A 19849-nucleotide genomic window follows, 5' to 3' on the forward strand; every position below is an offset into this window, starting at 1 on the left:
GGCCCCCGCTCCGGGGGCTAGGCGGGGGCGGGGGCAAACCTGCCCGCCACACCCCAGCGCCGCTTACGCGGCTCCCACAAGTATCAGTCGGCCGGCGACACGCTCACGCGGACGCGCAGACGCTCGCCCGGATCGTAGTTGAGCCGCGAGACGTAGACCTCGCCGCGATAGCGATATTCCACGTCGTAGCCCGCTATGCGGCGCTGTTCGGACACCGAGCTCACGTCGCGGCACCGGGTTTCGGTGCCCTCGTAAGTGCGGTCGCCCCGGTGGGAGAGGTTGTTGCCCACGGCACCGCCGGCGACCGCGCCGGCCACGGTGGCGGCCTTGCGGCCGTCGCCCTTGCCGACGGTGTTGCCCAGCACGCCACCCACGACGGCACCGAGGATGGTGCCCGCGGTGCTGTTGCCGCTGGACTCCTGGCGGACCACGGGCTGGTCGTAGCACTCCTGGCGCGGCGTCTCGACGCGGGAGACGCCGTAGACCGGATCAACGCGCAGCACGTCAGCCCACCCGTAATGGGTGTTGTCGTCGGGGCCCGGACCCGGCGGCGGACCGTAACGATCCTGGGCTTGGGCGCCGGTAGCGAAAACCGCGAGGATGAGCGCGGGGATGAGCAGGCGAGACATGTAGGAAAACCTCCAGCGAGGCGCACGAGAGCGCCTACTGGCATGCATTTCATCAAGTTCACGCTGAATCCACGCTTAGAACCTTCGGGCGTAAGATTCACGCTCGTGTCAACCAAATCCGCGCCCGCGCGTAGGCCGATTCCCCGGCCGCCCTTGGTACTATCCCGAACTGGACGCTCGTACCCCCGCAATACCCACGGACAGCCGATGCCGATCTCGCTCTACAACACCATGTCGCGCCGCACGGAGGCGTTTATCCCGACCGATCCGGAACGGGTGACGATGTACCTCTGCGGGCCCACGGTCTACAACTACATCCATATCGGCAACGCGCGCCCGGCCGTCGTGTTCGACGTACTCGCCCGGCTCATCCGGCGGCATTACCCGAAGCTGGTCTTCGCCCGCAACATCACGGACGTGGACGACAAGATCAATGCGGCCGCGGCCGAAGCCGGCGTGCCCATCGCCCAGATCACCGAACGCTATGCCGAGGCCTACCGCCAAGACATCGCCCGTCTCGGCGTCGCCCCGCCGGACGTGGAACCGCACGCCACGGCGCACATCCCCCAGATCGTGGCCATGATCGAGCGGCTCATCGCCGGCGGGCATGCCTACGAGGCAGAGGGCCACGTCCTGTTCCACGTCGAATCGTTCCCCGCCTACGGCGCGCTTTCCGGCCGCGACCCGGACGAGCTCCTCGCTGGCGCCCGCGTGGAAGTGGCGCCCTACAAGAAAAGCCCGGGGGATTTCGTCCTCTGGAAGCCGTCCGACGCCAAGCAACCCGGTTGGGACAGCCCCTGGGGCCGCGGCCGGCCCGGCTGGCACATCGAGTGCTCGGCCATGAGCGAAGCCCACCTTGGCGAGACGATCGACATCCACGCCGGCGGCGTGGACCTCACGTTTCCGCACCACGAGAACGAGATCGCGCAGAGCGTCTGCGCCCATGGCGGGCGGACGTTCGCCCGTTACTGGCTGCACAACGGCATGCTGACCTTCGATGGCCGGAAGATGTCGAAGTCGCTGGGCAACGTGCTCCAGCTGCATGAACTGCTGCGGAAGCATCCTGGCGAGGCACTGCGCCTGATGCTGTTGCGCGGCCATTACCGCCAGCCGCTGGACTGGTCCGACGCCGCGATGACCCAGGCCGTGCGCACGCTGGACGGCTGGTACGGCGCCCTGCGCGACATGGCGGACGTGGATGCGGGCGAACCGGTCATACCGGGCGCCGTGGAAGCCGCTTTGTGCGACGACCTCAACACTCCGCAGGCCCTGGCCGAGCTGTCGCAGCTGGCGGATGCCGCTCGTCGCGCCACGGGCGACGCACGCGCTCCCGCCAAGGCGGCCCTGCTCGGCGGCGGCGCCCTCCTCGGCCTGCTGCAGCAGGACCCTGAAGCCTGGTTCCGCCAGGGCAATCCCGGCGACGCGATCGATGCCGGAGCCATCGAGGCCCTGCTGGAGGAACGCCGGGCGGCTCGTGCGGCGAAGGATTTCGCACGGTCCGACGCCATTCGCGACCAGCTCAAGGAATTGGGCATCGCGATCGAAGACAGCGCACAGGGCACGCGCTGGAGCGTGGTGAAGGCATGAACACCCCCGTGGAAACCAGCGCCGTGGAGGCCCAGGCCGCGATTGCCGAGGAATTCGCGTTCTTCGGCGACTGGACCGAGCGCTACCAGTACCTGATCGATCTGGGCCGCCAGTTGCCCCCGTTCCCGGACGAGCGCAAGACGGAAGAAAACCGTGTGCACGGCTGCCAGTCGATGGTGTGGCTGATCCCGTCGGGCGATGCCTCGCAAATGCACTTCGACGCGGCGAGCGATTCCGCCATCGTGTCAGGGCTGATCGCCCTCGTGCTGCGCGTGTATTCGGACCGGTCCGCCCGGGAGATCGTGGATACCGAACCCACGTTCATCCAGGAGATCGGCCTGGCCAAGCACCTGTCCCCCACCCGTTCGAACGGCCTGGCGGCCATGCTGGCAAGGCTGAAGGCGTACGCTGCGGAAGCGCTGGCCACGATATAGCCCTCCCCCTGTGTGGGAGCCGCTTCAGCGGCGATGGGTGCTTGCGGCGAGCGTGCCCGCTACCGCGGGATCGCCGCTGAAGCGGCTCCCACAGGCATCACCAGACGCCACGAAAGAAAAGCCCCGCGATGCGGGGCTTTTCGTTTCCGGATGCCGTAAAAGGTGGTTCAGTCGCCCATCTGCTTCTGCAGGTGCTCGCGACGCTCCTGGGCATCCAGGGAAAGCGTGGCGATGGGGCGGGCATCGAGACGATCGACGCCGATTTCCTCGTCGGTTTCCTCGCAGTAGCCGTAACGGCCTTCCTCGATGCGGCGCAGGGCCTTGTCGATCTTGGAAATGAGCTTGCGGTAGCGGTCGCGGGTGCGCAGTTCGAGCGAGTTCTCGGTCTCGCGCGTGGCGCGCTCGGCTTCGTCGCCCACGTCGCGGACTTCCTCACGGAGGTTGTCCATGGTCTGGCGGGATTCCTCCACCAGCTGCTCGCGCCATTCCTTCAGCTTGTTGCGGAAATAGGCGAGGTGGCGAGGATTCATGTACTCCTCGTCGTCGCTCGGCCGGTAGCCCTTGGGGAGGTCGATGACAGTGGAAGCAGGCAGCGCATAGCGGCCGTCTTCGCGCGTGATGCCGTTGTCGGCGGTATTGGAGGCAGTGCTGTTCATGCTGGCTTGCGCGGACTTCTCGTTTCTGGATGAGTTGGTGCCACCCACCGCGGACGCTGTCCGTGGTGATGCGGCGGCAACGGCCGAGGCCGTGCGCCCCTTGGGGGACGCGGCGGCAGGTGCGGCCGTTGCGGTTTTCTTTGCTGCCGGCGCGGGGGCCGGCGCGGGTGCGGCCTTTACCGGCGCCGCGGGTGCCTTCTTCACGGCGGCAGGCGCCGTCTTCTTCGCCACGGCCGGAGCAGGCTTGCTCGCCGCCTTCGCCACGGGCTTCGCGGCCGCCTTGGGTGCGGACTTGGGCGCGGCGGCCTTGGCCACAGGCGCCTTTACCGGCACCTTCTTGGCAGGAGCCGCCTTCGCGGGCGCTTTCGCTGCCGTCTTCACGGCGGCCTTTTTCACCGGCGCCGGGGCAGCCTTCTTCGAAGCGACCTTGGCAGTCGTCTTCGTCGGCGACTTCACCGCCGTCTTGACCGGCGCCTTGGTCGTCTTCGCGGCCGCTACCGTCTTGGCCTTCTTCACGTCGCCGGCTCCGCCCTTCTTGGCGGCTCCCTTGGCGGTTGCGGAACTACGAGCGTTTTTCGCCATTTCCTTCACCTCGGTGGCCGTGGCGGCGGGGTGTTATAGCCCAGATGCGTTACCCCAGCAACCTAGGGCCTGTTTACACTATTCGCGAACAGGCCCTCGTCTTCTGGGATACTGTCGGCTGGCCTACGCCGGTCGATACCGGACACACAGTGACCCGCCTCCTCCTATTCCTGCTATCCCTCTACAAACGGTGGCTTAGCCCGATGCTGGGGGCACGCTGCCGCTTCCATCCATCCTGTTCCGATTATGCACGGGTTGCCATAGCGCGCTTCGGTCCGGCGCGCGGCGGCATTCTTGGCGCATGGCGCATCCTGCGCTGCCAACCGCTGTGCGAAGGCGGCCTCGACCCCGTGCCGGAACACTTCGTCCTGCGCCGCTGCGGCGCCCAAGGAGCTCATACCCATGACTGATGCGTGGCTCATCAAGAACGCCGAACTGATCAACGAAGGGCGCCGCTTCACCGCAGACGTCCGCATTCGCGACGGAAAAATCGAAACGATCTCGCAGGGCCTGGAAAAAAACCGTGACGAACAGGTTATCGACGCCACGGGCCTCTGGCTGCTGCCGGGCATGATCGACGACCAGGTGCACTTCCGCGAGCCCGGCCTCACGCAGAAAGCCGACATCGCGCACGAGTCGCGTGCCTGCGCAGCCGGCGGCATCACCAGCTTCATGGAAATGCCCAACACGAAGCCTCCCGCGCTCGACAGCGCGTCGCTGGAGGCCAAATACGACATCGCGGCGACGAAGTCCGTCGTGAACTACGCCTTCTACATGGGCGCGAGCAACGACAACCTCGAGGCCATCCGCGCGCTCGATCCGAAAAGCGCGCCGGGCATCAAGGTGTTCATGGGCGCGTCCACGGGCAACATGCTGGTGGACAACCCGGAAACGCTCGACCTCATCTTTCGCGACGCCCCCACGCCGATCATCACGCACTGCGAAGACACCCCGATGATCGACGCGAACCTCGCGAAGGCGCACGAGAAATACGGCGAGGACATTCCCGCCTGGGAGCACCCCCACATCCGCTCGCGCGAGGCCTGCATCAAGTCGACGCGCCTCGCCATATCGCTGGCGAAGAAGCACAACACCCGGCTCCACGTCCTGCACATCTCCACCGCCGACGAACTCGCCCTGTTCGAACCGGGCCCCATCGAGGGCAAGCGGATCACGGCGGAAACCTGCGTGCATTTCCTTCATTTCGGCGGCAAGGCCGATTACGACGAGAAGGGTTTCCTCATCAAGTGCAATCCCGCGATCAAGGACGAGGCCGACCGCGAAGCCATCACGAAGGCCCTGGCCGAAGGCCGCCTCGACGTTCTCGCCACCGACCACGCACCGCACCTGTTGGAAGAGAAAGCACAGAAATACGACAAGGCACCCTCTGGCCTGCCCCTCGTGCAGTTCGCCCTGCAGGCGGCGCTCGAGCGTGTGTTCGAGGGCAAGCTCACGCTGGAGCGCGTGGTCGAGACCGTGTGCCACGCGCCGGCGAAGCTGTTCGACGTGGCGAACCGCGGATTCCTCCGCGAGGGCTACGCCGCCGACCTCGTACTGGTGGACCCGAAGCGCCCGCACACGGTCACCCGCGAAGAGGTGCTTTCCAAGTGCGGCTGGTCGCCGTTCGAAGGCACCACGTTCCGCAGCAGCATCGCGTCCACGTTCGTCAACGGGCAGCGCGTGTTCGATGGCGAGCGCGTGGACGATACGGTGCGCGGCCAGCGGTTGGCCTTCGCTCGATGAGAGCATTCTCAAGCGCGCTTGCCGCGCTCATGCTGTCCGCTCCCGCAGGGGCCGCCACGGTCTCCTTGCCCGCAACCGTCTCCCAAGGCGCGCTGGTCGTCGGCCAGGCGTCCTCCGGCCAGAGCGTGACCGTGGCGGGCAAGCCCGTGCGCGTGGGTGCCGACGGCGTGTTCGTCTTCGGGGTCGGACGTGACGAGCAGGGACCTGTCGACGTCGCCATCGGCAACGATCACCGCCGCATCGCGGTCACGCCGCGCGACTGGCCGATCGAGCGTGTGGAAGGTGTGCCGCCGAAAACGGTGAATCCCCCGCCGGACATCGCCGCCCGCATCGCGCGCGAACAGGCCGAAGTGGTGACAGCCCGCGAGCGCGACGATGCGCGGGAGGATTTCGCGAAGGGGTTCGTCTGGCCGGTGACGGGACGCATCAGCGGACGTTTCGGCAACCAGCGCATCTACAACGGCGATCCGAAGGCACCGCATTCGGGCATGGACATCGCGGTGCCGGAAGGCACGCCGGTCAAGGCGCCGGCCGACGGCGTGGTCACCTTCGCCAAGCCCGACCTTTACCTCACCGGCGGCACGCTTCTGCTCGACCACGGCTTCGGCCTGTCGTCGAACTTCCTGCACCTGTCGCGGATCGACGTGAAGGTGGGCCAGCGCGTTCGCCAGGGCCAGGTGATCGGCGCGGCGGGCAAAACCGGCCGCGCCACCGGTCCGCACGTGCACTGGGGCTTCAACTGGTTCGGCGTACGCCTGGATCCGCTGCTGCTGCCGGGCATCCGGTAAGAAAGCGTGGTGTGGGAGCCGCTTCAGCGGCGATGGGTGCTTGCGGCAAGGTTGCCCGCTGCCGCGGGATCGCCGGCATAGCCGGCTCCCACAAGGATCCGTTCAGCGGACCTTCGACGCGAACGCCACCGCGTCGTGCGGATGCAGGCTTTCGTGGTGCGCCACGCGCAGGTGGAAGTCGGCGATGTTCGGATCGTTCGACAACGCCTTCTGAATACGCCGCGCAGCATCCTCGCAGAACATCAGGTTCTGCCCGTTAGCAAGGGCGAATGCCTGCTCGTCGGCGCGCTTCACTGCCGTCTGCACGGGCGTGCCGAGGGCGGCTTCCACGTTGTCGATCATGCCGATCAGCGGGAACACTCCCTCACCCGCGGGCCGCACACGGATGGTGGCGGTACTGCGCTGGGCGTGCGGCGTGGCGACGATGCCCTGCTCCGTGCCCAGCCACGCCAGGATCGTCTCGCGATCCAGCGGCTGGTCGGCCGAGAAGGTCTTTGCGAAGTTGTCCTGGATCAGCTGGCGGGACAGTGCCGCCGATGCCGGGCAAGTGGACGAATAGACCACGTCGGTGGTGATCTCGATGCGGAACTCGCCGCCGGTGAGGGTGGCATCGATCGTGATCGGATAGGCGCGCCAACCGCTGTTGTCGCTGCGCAGTGAGCGGCGCCGCACGAGATGCTCGAAGCCGACGGTGAGGCGCGCGTGGTCGGACAGCCCTTCGTGCGATGTCAGGAACGATTCGAGGAGGGCCCGAATGCCAGAGCCGGTAAGCGGCCCGGCCGACAGCGCCTCGGAGACCAGCAGGTAGAGCCGCGACATATGGATGCCCCGGGCTTCGGGCTTCGTGAGGTTCACGAAGGCCCCGACACGGGCACCGGTGGAGCGGACATCGCCGTCACCCGCGTCGAACGCGACGGGCATTTCCATGCCATCCATGCCCACCCAGTCGAGGGTACCGATGGCCAGGGCGTGTTCCTGGGAAGCGACATCGGGCAGAAGGCGGGTGGGAGAATCGTGGATGTACATCGAAGAGGATCCTTAAGGGACGTGCCATTGACCGGCTTACCGTGACCGACATGGGGCATCGGTGGAAGGGGCTCAATGCTTAGTGCCGGGAAACGGTGCGTTCAGCCAAATCGTCCTGCGTGGCGGGCCGCAAGCCATGCGCGGATCGCCGTCATGGGCCCGGAACGCGATTGGCGGCGATGCAGCTCGGCAAAGGGTTCCGCGGCCCGGGCGGCGCCAGCGGCCGTGGACAGCGCGGTACGGCCCTCCAGCCCCCGGAAGGTGCTGAGCGGCTCGCCGAGGGCCAACGCGTCCCGGAGGCCCGCTGCCAGTTCCCCCAGCTGCTCACGCAGCGCTGCGCGGCGAAATGGGGAATCGTCCTTCAGCTGCCCGCGCGCCAACGCGTGCCGGGCCAGCCGGGCCATCGGCAGCGGCAGCCGCTCACGCTCGGCGTCCAGTTCCAGGCGCGACAGCGCGAAGACGAGGTGCGAAAGGGTCGCGATGCGCGCCGCGGATTCCGTGGGCGACGACTCACCGAACCACCACGCGTTTTCCAGTTCGGCCAGGGCGCCATGGAGCCCGCGGGCAGCGACTACCTGGGCGGCGAAATCGGAGGCGGTGCCGTGCTCCAGCTGGGCCATCGCCGCAAGAACCGGCGCTATCCACAGGCCACCGGGAATGGCACGTGCTCGCTCGCTCGCGAACAGCACCTGGGTCAACGGATGCCCGCCGCCGCTCGCCGCGGCGCCGGAGAGCTCCTCCGCCCACCATTGAAGCTTGGCTGCGGCCACCTGCGGCTCGCGGATGCCATAGGCGGAAGCCACGATTTCCTGTTCCAGCGCCGCCAGCGCGACGCGCTCGTCGCGCACCCGCTCGTCGACGAAGCCGAGCGCGATCCGCTGCTGCGGCTGTACCGCCAGCCACTTGTCCACGAAGCCCTGGGTCGCGCCGTCGGTCACGCCGGGACCTCGCCCACGCCCAACAGGGCGGCGAGTTCGTCGGCCGTGTCGAGGACCGCATCGGCACCCCAGCTGTCGGGATCGCCGCCATCCAGGTAACCCCAGCGGACCGCCACGGTGAACATGCCCGCCGCGTTGCCGGCGAGGATGTCGCGGCGGTCGTCGCCCACGAACACCGACCGCGACGGATCGCAACCTGCCAGCGCCGAGGCGTGCAATACGGGTGCCGGGTCGGGTTTCTTCACCGGCAGCGTGTCGCCGGAAACCACCGCGGCCGGCTTCCAATGCGGCACCGCCTGCGGCAACAGGGCGTCGGTGAGGAAGCCCGGCTTGTTGGTGACGATGCCCCAGCGGATGCCCGCCGCATCGAGCCCTGCGAGCATGGCGTCGATACCGTCGAAGGGCACGGTGCCCGCGGCCATGCCCGCCTCGTAGATGGCGAGGTAGCGCGGCACGAGCTTCAGGATCTCTTCTTCGTTCGCACCGGGAAATCCGCTGCCGATGATGGCGCGCGATCCGCGCGAGACGACCGGGCGCACGCGTTCGAACGCCGGTGCGTCGACGCCCTGCTCCGCGCACAGCACGCGCAGCGCCGCGTAGAGGTCCCGCGCGCTGTCGAGCAACGTGCCGTCGAGATCGAAGAACGCGCCTTCCGGCTTGAACGGCAGGATGCTCATGCCGGCTTTCTCGCCGAGAGCACGTAGTTCACCGACGTGTTCGGCGAGAGCGATGCGTTGCGCGTCAGCGGGTTGTACGCGAGACCCTGGAGGTCTTCGAGTTCCAGTCCGAACCGGCGCAGCATCGCCGCGACCTCGGACGGCTTCAGGAATTGCGCGTAGTGGTGCGTGCCGCGCGGCAGCAGGCGCATGAGGTACTCCGCGCCCACGATGGCCGCGCCGAAGGCGGCGGGCGTGCGATTGAGCGTAGAGAGGAACAGCTGGCCGCCGGGCTTGAGCATGGCCGACAGGTCGCGGACCAGGGCCAGCGGGTCGGGCACGTGCTCGATCATTTCCATGCAGCAGACGACGTCGAACGAGGCCGGCTCGGCCTCCGCCAATTCGGTCGAGGACTGCACGCGGTAGTCGACCTGGAGGTTCGATTCGAAAAGGTGCAGCTTCGCGATCTGGATCAGCTTCTCGCCGAGGTCGATCGCCGTGACGTTCGCGCCCGCCCGGGCCAGCGCTTCGCTCAGCAGGCCGCCGCCGCATCCCACGTCCACCACCTTCGCGCCGCGCAGGTTGGCGTGGCCGGCGATGTATGCGGCGCGTACCGGATTCAGGTCGTGCAACGGACGCGAGTCGCCGTCCGGGTCCCACCAGCGCGCGGCGAGCTTCTCGAAACGGGCGATTTCTTCGGCGCTGACATTGGCCTGGTTCTGCATGGCGTTCACTCCCCCGTGCCGAAGCGGCGCACGCGCCACTCGTGGACGGTGAGCGTCGACGAGCCCGTGATATGCAGCGGATCGCTGTGCACGATCTGCGTGGCGGTGGCGAGGTCGGGCGCGCGAAGGATGTAGGCACCGCCGCTGCCGTCGGTGAAGGGGCCCGTGAGTTCGAGCAGATCCTGCTCGATCAGGTCCTGGAGGAAGGCCTGGTGCGATGCGCCGGCTTCCGCCTGGAAGTCGGGAGTGCGCATGGCAAGCACAAGGTAGAGATGCAAGGGTTCGTTCATGCTGCGTCCTCCGCGGCGATGCGTTCCCGCCAGGCGCGCGCCTTCGCGCGAATGGCGGCGGTGTCGATGTCGACGAGCTGGCCGTCCGTAAGCTTGCGCCGCCCGTCGATCCACACGTCGCTGACCTGGTGCCGGCCCGTGGCATACACCAGCTGCGACGCCACATGGTAGAGCGGCTGCGTTTCCAGTGCGTCGAGACGCACGGCGACGAGATCGGCGCGCTTGCCGGGCTCGATCGAGCCCACGCGCTCGCCGAGACCGATCGCGGTCGCGCCGTTGAGCGTGGCGGCACGCAACGCATAGGCCGCGTCGAACGCGGCCGCGTCGCCGGCCACGGCCTTGGCGAGCAGGGCCGCCGTGCGCATCTCACCGAACATGTCGAGGTCGTTGTTGGACGCGCACCCGTCGGTACCGATGCACACGTTTACGCCGGCCGCGCGCAGCTTCTCGGCCGGGCAGAAGCCCGACGCCAGCTTGAGGTTCGACTCGGGGCAATGCACGACCGACACGCCGGCCTTCGCGCATGCCGCGATTTCCGCATCGGTGAGCTGGGTCATGTGCACGGCCACGAGCCGGTCGTTGACGAGCCCGAGTTTCTGCAGGCGCTGGAAAGGACGGATGCCGTCCTTCGCCACGGCTTCGTCCACTTCATGCGCGGTCTCGTGCGTGTGCAGGTGCACGGGAATGTCGAGCTGGTCGGCCAGCATGCGGATGCGTTCGAAGTTTTCGTCCGACACCGTATACGGTGCGTGCGGCACGAAAGCCGTGGTGAGCAACGGCTCGCCGCGCAGGCTGTCGTGTACTTCGAGCGCGCGGCTGAAGTATTCGTCCGACGTTTTCGCCCAGGCCGTCGGGAAGTCGATCACCGGCAGGCCGATCACGGCACGGAAGCCCATGGCGCGGTAGGTCGCGGCGATGACGTCGGGAAAGAAGTAGTTTTCGTTGGCGCACGTGGTACCGCCGCGGATCATTTCCGCCACGGCCAGTTCCACGCCGTCGCGGATGAAGTCGGGCCCCATCACACGGCCTTCCGCCGGCCAGATGTGGTCCTGCAGCCAGGTCATCAGCGGCAGGTCGTCGGCCAGGCCGCGCAGCAGGGTCATGGGGTTGTGCGTGTGCGCGTTCACCAATCCGGGGATCAGCGCATGTTCGTCGAGCACGACGCGTTCGCGGGGCGCGTAGGCGCTGCGCGCTTCGGCGATCGGCAGCACGGCGACGATCTCGCCGCCCTGCACGGCCACGGCGTGATCGTCGAGGACCACGGCGTGGGGCTCGACGGGGACGACCCAGCGGGCCTCCACGAGGAGATCGATTTCAGTGGGGCTGGCGCTCATCTGGGCCTCTCGGTGGGGACGTCGGGAGCCTCGATACAAGAGCGGCACGGAGCCCCGGGAAGGGCTGCCGTGCCGCGATAGAGGGCGAACTGCTGGCCTTACTTGACGCGGCTGTCGTACTCGCCGGTGCGGGTGTCGACCTTGATCACTTCGTCCTGGTTGACGAAGAGCGGCACGCGCACCACGGCGCCCGTTTCGAGCGTGGCCGGCTTGCCGCCGCCGCCCGAGGTGTCGCCGCGGACGCCCGGATCGGTCTCGACGATCTTCAGTTCGACGAACTTCGGCGCCTGCACCGCGATGATGTTGCCGTTGAAGAGGGTGATGACGCATTCCTCGTCGCCCTTCAGCCACTTCCAGGCGTCGCCCATGGCGGCCAGGCTGGCGCGGTACTGCTCGAAGGTTTCGGAATGCATGAAGACCCACTCGCGATCGTTGCCGGTGCCTTCCACGTAGGAGAAGCTGGCATCGGTATCGACGGCGTCGGCTTCCTCGAAGGAGTCGCTGGACTTCAGCGTCTGCTCGGTGGTGCGGCCGTCCTTCAGGTTGCGGATGCGGATGCGGGTGAACGCCTGGCCCTTGCCCGGCTTGATGAAGTCGGCCTCGGTGATGACCCACGGATCGCCGTTGTGAAGGATCTTCTTGCCCGTTTTGACGTCATTGAGGCCAAGGGTCGCCATGCGAATCTGCTCCAGAGCTAAAATAGAGGTTGTCACGGGCCTCCGGGCCCGATCCAAGGTCCATGATGATAACCGCAAGCCCCTCCTCCCGCCTATCGCCGCCCTCCCGGGACTGGCGTGAACTCTGGCGGGAATCGATCACCGACGCCCGTGAACTCCTGGCCGCCGTCGGCCTGGACCATCGTGCCGACCTCCTGCAGGCCGACGACGCGGGCTTCCCGCTGCGGGTTCCGCGCGGTTTCGTAGCGCGCATGCGCCAGGGCGATCCCGACGACCCGTTGCTGCTCCAGGTGCTGCCGCGTGCGGCAGAGCACGAGGTCCGCCCCGGCTATGCCGTAGACGCCGTGGGCGACATGGCTGCCCGCGCCGGCCACGGGGTGTTGCACAAGTACGAGGGCCGGGCCCTCCTGATCGCCAGCGGCAGCTGTGCCGTCAACTGCCGCTACTGCTTCCGCCGCCATTTCCCATACGCCGAGGAAATCGCCGCCGCCGCGCAATGGCGCGACGCCCTGGCCCACGTCCAGGCCGACACCTCGATCCGCGAGATCATCCTGTCCGGTGGCGACCCGCTCTCGCTGGCCACGCACAAGCTCGAAGAACTGACCCGCGGCCTCGCCGAGCTGCCCCACGTGATCCGGCTGCGCATCCATACGCGCCTTCCCGTGGTGCTGCCCGAACGCATCGACGACGCCTTCACGGCGTGGCTTGCCGCCCTGCCCTTGCAGAAGGTGGTGGTGCTGCACGCCAACCATGCCAACGAATTCGACGATGGGGTCGACGCGGCCTGCGCGCGCCTGCGGGCGGCCGGCGCCACCCTGCTCAACCAGGCCGTGCTGCTGCGCGGCGTGAACGACGATGTGAAGGCCCTGGCCGCGCTCGGCGAGCGTGCCTTCGCGGCGGGCGTGCTGCCCTACTACCTGCACCAGCTCGACAAAGTGCAGGGCGCCGCCCATTACGAGGTCGACGACGACCGGGCCCTGTGGCTGATGGAAGCCCTGCGGGCCCGATTGCCCGGCTTCCTGGTGCCCCGGCTGGTGCGCGAGCTCCAGGGCGATCCGGCGAAGCGACCCATTGCCGATTTCGCGCGTTAGTATGGACGGCATCCGGTCAGCATGACCTGTCCGGACCGCGCTATGGGGGAACGGACCGGCCAGCCGGTTCGCGGGGATAGACAAGCGGCATTCGGAACGGCATGAAACACGACAACGTCATCAGGATCCTCTTCATCGAGAACTCGGTGGAAGACGCCGAGCTTTTGATCAACGTATTGCGCAACGGCGGCATAGCGGTGCGCCCGGCGCGCGCCACCAACCCCGACGAGATCAAGGCCTGCCTCGACGAGAACGTGCCGGACCTGGTGCTGATGAACCCGTCGGTCCCCGGCATCGATGCCACCGCGGTGATGCGCCAGCTCGACGCCAGCGGGCGCGACCTTGCCCTCATCGCCGTCGTGGACAGCCTGCAGGACGAAGCGGTGGCCGACCTGATGGCCAGCGGCTCGCGCGGCATCGCCATGCGCAAACGCCCCGACCAGATACTGATGGTGGTCCAGCGCGAATTCGAGGCGCTTTCCACGCGCCGTCAGGTGCGCCGTCTGGAAACTTCGTTGCGTGAGACGGAGCGCCGCTGCGACGCGCTGCTCGATTCCTCCCGCGATGCCATCGCCTATGTGCATGAAGGCATGCACGTGCGCGTCAACCAGGCGTACCTCGAAGCGTTCGGCTTCGCCGAATTCGACGACATCATCGGCCTGCCCATCCTCGATCTCATTGCCGGCACGCACGCCGACGTGTTCAAGAACACGCTGCGCGGGCTGTCGAAGGGCGAGAAGGCCCCGCCGGCCATGGAACTGCTTGCACGCCGCGACGACGGCGGCACGTTCAAGGCCATGGTGGAATTCGCGCATGCCACCTTCGAAGGCGAGTCCTGCCTGCAGATCGTATTCCGCCAGCAGACGGTGGACGCCGCACTGGTGGCCCAGCTGCAACGCGATCCCGTTACCGGCCTTTTCAACCGCGCGCGCACCCTCGAACACATCGACGAGGCAGTGGCCGCCGCGGCGGCCGGCCGCGCGGGTCAGGCCGTGATCCTGCTGGAGCCGGACAACTGGAAGGACATCGTCGCGAGCGCCGGCATCGGCAACGCCGACCACCTGCTCGCGGCGCTCGCCGCGAAAGTCGGTGAATCGATCGACGAGGACGACATTGCGGGCGTCGTCGGCGACCACACCCTCGGTCTCATCCTGTCGCCTCGCGGCGACCTGGAACACGCGGCACTCACCGAACGGCTCCGCACGACCATCGCGGAAACCATCTTCGACGCCGGCTCGCGCTCGCTCACCGTCACGGTCACCATCGGCGGCACCTTGCTGGCCGAGAAGAACGCCAACACCGAGCAAGTACTCGAACAGGCCAGCGCCGCGTTGCGCGCCGCGCAGAACCAGGGCGGCAATCGCGTGGAACTGCACGACCCGAGTGCCCGCGAGAAGGCGGATGCGGAGCGCGAGCAGTACTGGCTGGACCTCGTTCGCGAGGCGCTGGCGCAGGACGGCTTACGCCTGTACCACCAGCAGATCATCAGCCTGCAGGACGCGGCCGGCGAGTACTACGAGATCCTCGTGCGCATGCGCGGCCCCAAGGGCGACGTGCTGCCCTCGTACTTCTTCCCCGTGGCCGAACGCAACGGCCTGCTGCCGGCCATCGACCGCTGGGTGCTGGGGCACGCCATCGACGCGCTCGCGCATCGCGAGAACGATGGGCTGACCACCACTTACTTCGTGAAGATGACCTTGCAGTCGCTGGAGGACCCCGATCTTCTGCCTTGGCTCGTGCGTCGCCTGGAAAGTGCCAATCTTCGCCGCAGCAAGCTGGTCATCGAGATGCCGGAGTCCAAGGTGCTCACGAGCCTGCGCCCCACGCAGGAGTTCGTCGCCGGCTGGCGCAAGGCGGGCGGTGGCTTCGCCATCGAGCAGTTCGGCTCAGGCCTCAATTCGTTCCAGCTGCTGAACCACATCGAGGTCGACTTCCTGAAGATCGACCGCAGCTTCATGACCGACCTGCCGCAGCATCCGGAAAACCAGAAGAAGATCGCGGAGATCTGCAAGGAAGGCCACGCCTCCGGCAAGCAGACGGTAGCCGAATGGGTCGAGGACGCCGTGAGCACGTCGCTGCTGTTCGCCTGCGGCGTGGACTTCATCCAGGGCAATTTCCTGCAGGAGCCGGCCAAGGTGCTGGCCGAGGAATACATGCCGGTGTAGGTCGACGGCTGTTGTGGGAGCCGGCTATGCCGGCGATCCCGCGGCAGCGGGCAAGCTGGCTGCAAGCACCCATCGCCGCTGAAGCGGCTCCCGCACAGCAAAAAAGCCCGCGATCGCTCGCGGGCTTTTTGTTTGCCCTGCGGCAGCCGGTTACTCGGCGGCGGCAGCGGCCTTCTTCGCGGCCTTGGCGGCAGCGGCGGCGGCCACGTCTTCCTTGATGCGGGCAGCCTTGCCTTCCAGACCACGCAGGTAGTACAGCTTCGCGCCGCGGACCTTGCCCTTGCGCTTCACTTCAACCGAGTCGATGGCGCGGCTGTGCGACTGGAACACGCGCTCCACGCCGGTGCCGTGCGAGATCTTGCGCACGGTGAAGGCGGAATGCAGGCCGCGGCTGCGCTTGGCGATGACGATGCCCTCGAACGCCTGGACGCGTTCGCGGTTACCTTCCTTCACCTTCACATTGACGATCACGGTATCGCCAGGACCGAAATCCGGCAGCTGGCGGGTGATCTGCTCGGCTTCGAACTGTTGGAGGAGTTTGTTCATGGCGCACCTGTCGTTGTAGCGTTTAGCCGTTCGTAATCACGGCGGAATTCGTCCAGCAATGCCCTCGACTCGTCGTCGAGCACACGCTGCGTTAGCAGATCCGGCCGGCGCAGCCAGGTACGACCTAGCGACTGCTTTCGACGCCAGCGGCGAATGGCCGCGTGATCGCCGGAAAGCAGCACCTCCGGCACGCCGCCCCACGCATCGTGATGCACGGGACGGGTGTAATGCGGGCAATCCAGAAGGCCATCCGAGAAGGAGTCCTGCTGGGCGGATTGCGCGTCGTTCAACGCGCCTTCCTGTAGACGACCCACCGCATCGATGATCACCGCTGCGCCGAGTTCCCCGCCAGACAGCACATAATCGCCGATTGAGAGCTCCTCGTCGACCTCGTGCTCGAGCAGGCGTTCGTCCACACCCTCGTAACGTCCGCAGATCAGGGCGATTCGCGGCATCTTCGCCAGCGCTTCCACCCGCTTCTGCGTCAGCCGCGCACCTTGCGGGCTGAGGTAAATCACATGCACCGGCTCCGCTGCCGCCTCCCGGATGGCCGCCAGGGCGGCCCGCAGGGGGTCGATCAGCATCACCATGCCGGGTCCGCCTCCGAAGGGGCGGCCGTCCACAGTGCGGTAGTTGTCGGTGGCGAAGTCGCGAGGGTTCCAGGTTTCCACCTGCAACAATTCGCGCTGCTGCGCCCTTCCGACCACCCCGATCGCGGCCGACTGGCGGACGAAATCGGGAAACAGCGAAACCACGTCGATGCGCATGATCTTCAGGCTTCGCGTTCTAGAACTCGGGGTCCCAGTCCACCACGATGCGTCCCGCGTCGAAATCGACCGAATGCACGTAGGGGCCCTGGACGAACGGAACCAACCGCTCCCTGTCGCCTTCCTTCACCACCATGACGTCGTTGGCGCCGGTGGAGAAGAGATGGCTCACCCGCCCCAGGCTTGCGTTTTCCGTGGTGACGACCTCAAGGCCTTCGAGGTCGGTCCAGTAGAACTCGCCCGGTGCGGGCGGCGGCAGCGTGTCGCGCGAAACCGTGATTTCGCAACCGACCAGCGCGGCCGCCTGGTCGCGATCCTCGATGCCCGGCAGGGTGGCGACGATGCCTTTTCCCTGCGCGCGCCCGCGGACTCCGTTCATCTCCTGCTCCACGCCCGGCGCGGTCAGCAGCCATGGCTGGTAGCGGAAGATCTGGATGCGGGGTTCGGTCCAGCTTTCGAGCTTGACCTGTCCCTGCACGCCGTGGAGCCCGACAATGCGCCCTACGCGGACGCGCTTCCCGGACTCCGTGGACATCAAGCCGCCAGCTTGCCGGCTTCCTTCACGAGGGCACGGACCTTGTCGGTCAGCTGCGCGCCCTTCGCCACCCAGGCCTGGACCTTGGCGACGTCGAGCTCGAGGCGCTTGTCGGCGCCCGAAGCAACCGGGTTGTAGTAGCCCACGCGCTCGATGTTGCGACCATCGCGCGGCGCGCGCTGGTCGGTCACCACAACGTGATAAAACGGACGGCCCTTGGCGCCACCGCGCGAAAGACGAATCTTGACCATAAGTTACGAGCTCCAGAATGCCGCAGACCGGCAAGGCGCGCGCGAGAAGCGGGCGCGGTAAAGCCGGACATTTTAGCGAAAATTTCGAAAAAGGGAAGGGGTTCAGACCCTTCCGTGTGTTGCCTGTCAGCGCGGCGGCATCATGCCGCCCATACCCTTCATGGCACCGCGCATCTGGCGGAGAAGGCCCTTGCTGCCGCCCTTGGACAGCTTGGACATCATCTTTTCCATCTGCATGTACTGCTTGAGCAGGCGGTTCACGTCGGCGGGCTGGGTGCCCGAGCCGCGCGCCACGCGGGCCTTGCGCGAGCCGTTCAGGAGGTCCGGGTGGCGGCGCTCCTTCTTCGTCATGGAGCCGATGATGGCCACCATGCGCTTCAGTTCGTTGTCGTTGACCTTGGACTTGACGCTGTCGGGGATGCTGGACATGCCGGGAAGCTTGTCCATGAGGCCCGCCAGGCCACCCATGTTGCTCATCTGTTCGAGCTGGTCGCGCATGTCGTTGAGATCGAAGCGCTTGCCCTTGATGACCTTCTCGGCCAGCTTCTGCGCCTTTTCCTGGTCGACCTTGCGCTCGACCTCCTCGACCAGCGACAGCACGTCGCCCATGCCGAGGATGCGCTGGGCCACGCGATCGGGGTGGAACGGCTCGAGGGCGTCGGACTTCTCGCCGGCGCCGAGGAACTTGATGGGGCGGCCGGTGACGTAGCGCACCGACAAGGCGGCGCCGCCACGGGCATCGCCATCGGTCTTGGTCAGGACCACACCGGTGAGCGGCAGGGCGTCGGCAAACGCCTTGGCGACGTTCGCGGCGTCCTGACCGGTCATGGAGTCGACCACGAACAACGTTTCGATGGGATCGAGGGCGCCGTGCAGCGCCTTGATCTCGTCCATCATGGCTTCGTCGACGTGCAGGCGGCCGGCGGTATCCACCAGCAGGACGTCGATGACCTCGCGGCGGGCCGCCGCCACGGCGGCCTTCGCGATGTCGACCGGATTCTGCCCGGCTTCGGAGGGGAAGAAGGAAACCTCCACCTGGCTGGCCAGGGTGCGCAACTGCTCGATGGCCGCCGGACGATAGACGTCGCAGCTGACCACCATCACGCGCTTCTTCTTGCGCTCCTTGAGGAAGCGGGCAAGCTTGCCGACGGTAGTGGTCTTGCCCGCGCCCTGCAGGCCGGCCATGAGGACCACGGCCGGGGGCTGCGCGGCCAGGTTCAACTCGCTGTTGGCCGCGCCCATGAGGGTGGTCAGTTCGTCGCTGACGACCTTGACCAGGGCCTGGCCGGGAGAAAGGCTCTTCAGCACTTCCTGGCCCACGGCACGCACCTTCACGCGCTCGACCAGTGCCTTCACCACCGGCAGCGCCACGTCGGCCTCGAGCAGGGCGATGCGCACCTCGCGCAAGGTTTCGCGGATGTTTTCCTCCGTCAGCCGGCCGCGGCCACGCAGGCGGTTGACGGTGTCGGACAGACGCTGGCTGAGCGATTCGAACATGGGGATTCGGTCAAGATGCGATAAACCACGGATTATAGCCGAACCCTACAGCCCGGCGGCCCCTACAATCGCGCCGCTCTATGCCACACTGCGCCTCCATGATCGTCACTGCCCTTTCCCTGGTCGCCGTCGTCCTCTACCTGTCCGCCGCCGGCGTCCTCGCCCGACCGCTCGCAACGGGTGGGCAGCCCCTGGCGCGCTGGGGCATGACGCTCGCGACCTTCGCGGCAATGGCGCATGGCGCCCTCCTCCTCACCGCCCATCGCGGCACGCTCGACCTGCACTTCTTCGCCGCGCTCTCGCTCGTGGCGTGGATCGCCTCGGCACTCACGCTGGTGGTGAACCTGTCCCGCCCCGTCGCCGGCCTGGGCATCCTCATCTTTCCCCTGTCGGCCCTATTCCTTGCGGTGGACGCCTGGCTGGCACCCCGCACGGCGCCGCAGTCGATGACCTGGCAGATCGAACTGCACGTGACCATCGCGGTGTTCGCCTTCGGCATCCTCTCGATCGCCGCCGCACTGGCCATCCTCCTCGCCATCCAGGAACGCGCGCTGCGCCGCAGCCGCTTCGGTCACTGGCTGCGCGCCCTGCCCCCGCTCACGCTGACCGAGGTATTGCTGTTCCGCCTCATCGCGGTCGGCTTCGTGCTGCTTACGCTCACCCTCGTGACCGGCGCACTGTTCGTGGGCGACCTGTTCGGCCAGCACCTCGTGCACAAGACGGTGCTGTCGATCATCGCGTGGATCGTCTTCGGCGTACTGCTCTGGGGCCGCTGGCAATACGGCTGGCGCGGCATCCGCGCGGTTTACCTCACGCTGATCGGCATGGGCGTGCTGCTGCTGGCCTTCTTCGGCACGAAAGCCGTCCTGGAACTGATCCTGCACAGGACGCCGTAGCGCGAGCCGTCGTGCTGGCTGCCATGCGCCGCTGCC

At 67.2% G+C, this 19849-nt stretch carries 22 protein-coding genes; 8 read left to right on the forward strand and 14 right to left on the reverse strand.

Annotated features, from left to right (window positions below; translation table 11 throughout):
• Nucleotides 1-83: 83 nt before the first annotated feature.
• Nucleotides 84-629, reverse strand: coding sequence for a glycine zipper 2TM domain-containing protein (locus ACPYOD_RS13460; RefSeq protein WP_481302241.1), 546 nt, complete (start codon nucleotides 627-629; stop codon nucleotides 84-86).
• A gap of 207 nt (nucleotides 630-836) precedes the next feature.
• Between ACPYOD_RS13460 and cysS the strand changes: the two genes are divergently transcribed.
• A complete protein-coding gene (gene cysS, locus ACPYOD_RS13465; protein WP_481302242.1) occupies nucleotides 837-2216 on the forward strand; it encodes a cysteine--tRNA ligase in 1380 nt (459 codons plus the stop codon).
• Complete coding sequence (locus tag ACPYOD_RS13470) at nucleotides 2213-2650, forward strand: SufE family protein (RefSeq protein ID WP_481302243.1); 438 nt, start codon at nucleotides 2213-2215, stop codon at nucleotides 2648-2650. The genes cysS and ACPYOD_RS13470 overlap by 4 nt, the downstream gene beginning before the upstream one ends.
• Nucleotides 2651-2817: 167 nt before the next feature.
• Here the strand turns inward: ACPYOD_RS13470 and dksA are convergent, their stop codons facing one another.
• Nucleotides 2818-3888 (reverse strand): RNA polymerase-binding protein DksA, encoded by a 1071-nt coding sequence (dksA, locus tag ACPYOD_RS13475; RefSeq protein WP_481302244.1) that lies wholly within the window; start codon nucleotides 3886-3888, stop codon nucleotides 2818-2820.
• Nucleotides 3889-4091: 203 nt separating this feature from the next.
• Between dksA and yidD the strand changes: the two genes are divergently transcribed.
• Genes yidD through ACPYOD_RS13490 form a run of 3 tightly spaced genes read left to right on the forward strand, consistent with a single transcriptional unit; the run spans nucleotide 4092 to nucleotide 6419 of the window.
• Entirely contained in the window at nucleotides 4092-4298 is a 207-nt protein-coding gene (yidD, locus tag ACPYOD_RS13480; protein ID WP_413626715.1) for a membrane protein insertion efficiency factor YidD, read from the forward strand.
• Nucleotides 4291-5631 (forward strand): dihydroorotase, encoded by a 1341-nt coding sequence (locus tag ACPYOD_RS13485; RefSeq protein WP_481302245.1) that lies wholly within the window; start codon nucleotides 4291-4293, stop codon nucleotides 5629-5631. Before yidD ends, ACPYOD_RS13485 begins: the two co-directional genes overlap by 8 nt.
• Nucleotides 5628-6419, forward strand: coding sequence for a M23 family metallopeptidase (locus tag ACPYOD_RS13490; protein WP_481302246.1), 792 nt, complete (start codon nucleotides 5628-5630; stop codon nucleotides 6417-6419). Before ACPYOD_RS13485 ends, ACPYOD_RS13490 begins: the two co-directional genes overlap by 4 nt.
• Nucleotides 6420-6521: 102 nt before the next feature.
• Here ACPYOD_RS13490 and folE2 read toward each other — a convergent pair whose 3' ends face one another.
• The 7 genes from folE2 to efp all read right to left on the reverse strand — a co-directional run bounded on the left by folE2 (nucleotide 6522) and on the right by efp (nucleotide 12065).
• On the reverse strand, nucleotides 6522-7445 hold the full coding sequence (gene folE2 / locus ACPYOD_RS13495) for a GTP cyclohydrolase FolE2 (RefSeq protein WP_481302247.1): 924 nt from the start codon (nucleotides 7443-7445) through the stop codon (nucleotides 6522-6524).
• A 101-nt stretch (nucleotides 7446-7546) separates the two neighbouring features.
• Complete coding sequence (locus ACPYOD_RS13500) at nucleotides 7547-8383, reverse strand: squalene/phytoene synthase family protein (RefSeq protein WP_481302248.1); 837 nt, start codon at nucleotides 8381-8383, stop codon at nucleotides 7547-7549.
• Nucleotides 8380-9060: an HAD family hydrolase gene (locus ACPYOD_RS13505; RefSeq protein ID WP_481302249.1), complete on the reverse strand. Its 681-nt coding sequence runs from the start codon at nucleotides 9058-9060 to the stop codon at nucleotides 8380-8382. The genes ACPYOD_RS13500 and ACPYOD_RS13505 overlap by 4 nt, the downstream gene beginning before the upstream one ends.
• Nucleotides 9057-9764, reverse strand: coding sequence for a bifunctional 2-polyprenyl-6-hydroxyphenol methylase/3-demethylubiquinol 3-O-methyltransferase UbiG (gene ubiG / locus ACPYOD_RS13510; protein ID WP_481302250.1), 708 nt, complete (start codon nucleotides 9762-9764; stop codon nucleotides 9057-9059). Before ubiG ends, ACPYOD_RS13505 begins: the two co-directional genes overlap by 4 nt.
• Nucleotides 9765-9769: 5 nt before the next feature.
• Nucleotides 9770-10054: a YciI family protein gene (locus ACPYOD_RS13515; RefSeq protein ID WP_481302251.1), complete on the reverse strand. Its 285-nt coding sequence runs from the start codon at nucleotides 10052-10054 to the stop codon at nucleotides 9770-9772.
• Nucleotides 10051-11388: a TRZ/ATZ family hydrolase gene (locus ACPYOD_RS13520; protein WP_481302252.1), complete on the reverse strand. Its 1338-nt coding sequence runs from the start codon at nucleotides 11386-11388 to the stop codon at nucleotides 10051-10053. The genes ACPYOD_RS13515 and ACPYOD_RS13520 overlap by 4 nt, the downstream gene beginning before the upstream one ends.
• Nucleotides 11389-11486: 98 nt before the next feature.
• Entirely contained in the window at nucleotides 11487-12065 is a 579-nt protein-coding gene (gene efp / locus ACPYOD_RS13525) for an elongation factor P (protein ID WP_481302253.1), read from the reverse strand.
• A gap of 65 nt (nucleotides 12066-12130) precedes the next feature.
• Between efp and epmB the strand changes: the two genes are divergently transcribed.
• Nucleotides 12131-13156 (forward strand): EF-P beta-lysylation protein EpmB, encoded by a 1026-nt coding sequence (gene epmB, locus ACPYOD_RS13530; RefSeq protein WP_481302284.1) that lies wholly within the window; start codon nucleotides 12131-12133, stop codon nucleotides 13154-13156.
• A 101-nt stretch (nucleotides 13157-13257) separates the two neighbouring features.
• Nucleotides 13258-15321 (forward strand): EAL domain-containing response regulator, encoded by a 2064-nt coding sequence (locus tag ACPYOD_RS13535; protein ID WP_481302254.1) that lies wholly within the window; start codon nucleotides 13258-13260, stop codon nucleotides 15319-15321.
• Between the two features lie 150 nt (nucleotides 15322-15471).
• On the opposite strand, the gene rplS is transcribed toward ACPYOD_RS13535, so the two are convergent.
• The 5 genes from rplS to ffh all read right to left on the reverse strand — a co-directional run bounded on the left by rplS (nucleotide 15472) and on the right by ffh (nucleotide 18917).
• Nucleotides 15472-15867, reverse strand: a complete 396-nt coding sequence (gene rplS, locus ACPYOD_RS13540) for a 50S ribosomal protein L19 (protein ID WP_029213713.1) — start codon at nucleotides 15865-15867, stop codon at nucleotides 15472-15474.
• A complete protein-coding gene (gene trmD, locus ACPYOD_RS13545) occupies nucleotides 15864-16634 on the reverse strand; it encodes a tRNA (guanosine(37)-N1)-methyltransferase TrmD (RefSeq protein ID WP_481302255.1) in 771 nt (256 codons plus the stop codon). Before trmD ends, rplS begins: the two co-directional genes overlap by 4 nt.
• A gap of 19 nt (nucleotides 16635-16653) precedes the next feature.
• Nucleotides 16654-17169: a ribosome maturation factor RimM gene (gene rimM / locus ACPYOD_RS13550; protein ID WP_481302256.1), complete on the reverse strand. Its 516-nt coding sequence runs from the start codon at nucleotides 17167-17169 to the stop codon at nucleotides 16654-16656.
• Nucleotides 17169-17420 (reverse strand): 30S ribosomal protein S16, encoded by a 252-nt coding sequence (rpsP, locus tag ACPYOD_RS13555; protein ID WP_166699047.1) that lies wholly within the window; start codon nucleotides 17418-17420, stop codon nucleotides 17169-17171. The genes rimM and rpsP overlap by 1 nt, the downstream gene beginning before the upstream one ends.
• Before the next feature lie 126 nt (nucleotides 17421-17546).
• On the reverse strand, nucleotides 17547-18917 hold the full coding sequence (ffh, locus tag ACPYOD_RS13560) for a signal recognition particle protein (RefSeq protein WP_481302257.1): 1371 nt from the start codon (nucleotides 18915-18917) through the stop codon (nucleotides 17547-17549).
• A gap of 98 nt (nucleotides 18918-19015) precedes the next feature.
• Between ffh and ACPYOD_RS13565 the strand changes: the two genes are divergently transcribed.
• Entirely contained in the window at nucleotides 19016-19813 is a 798-nt protein-coding gene (locus ACPYOD_RS13565; protein ID WP_481302258.1) for a cytochrome C assembly family protein, read from the forward strand.
• Nucleotides 19814-19849: the final 36 nt, after the last annotated feature.

Source organism: Luteibacter sp. HAY1-4A, from assembly GCF_056755355.1.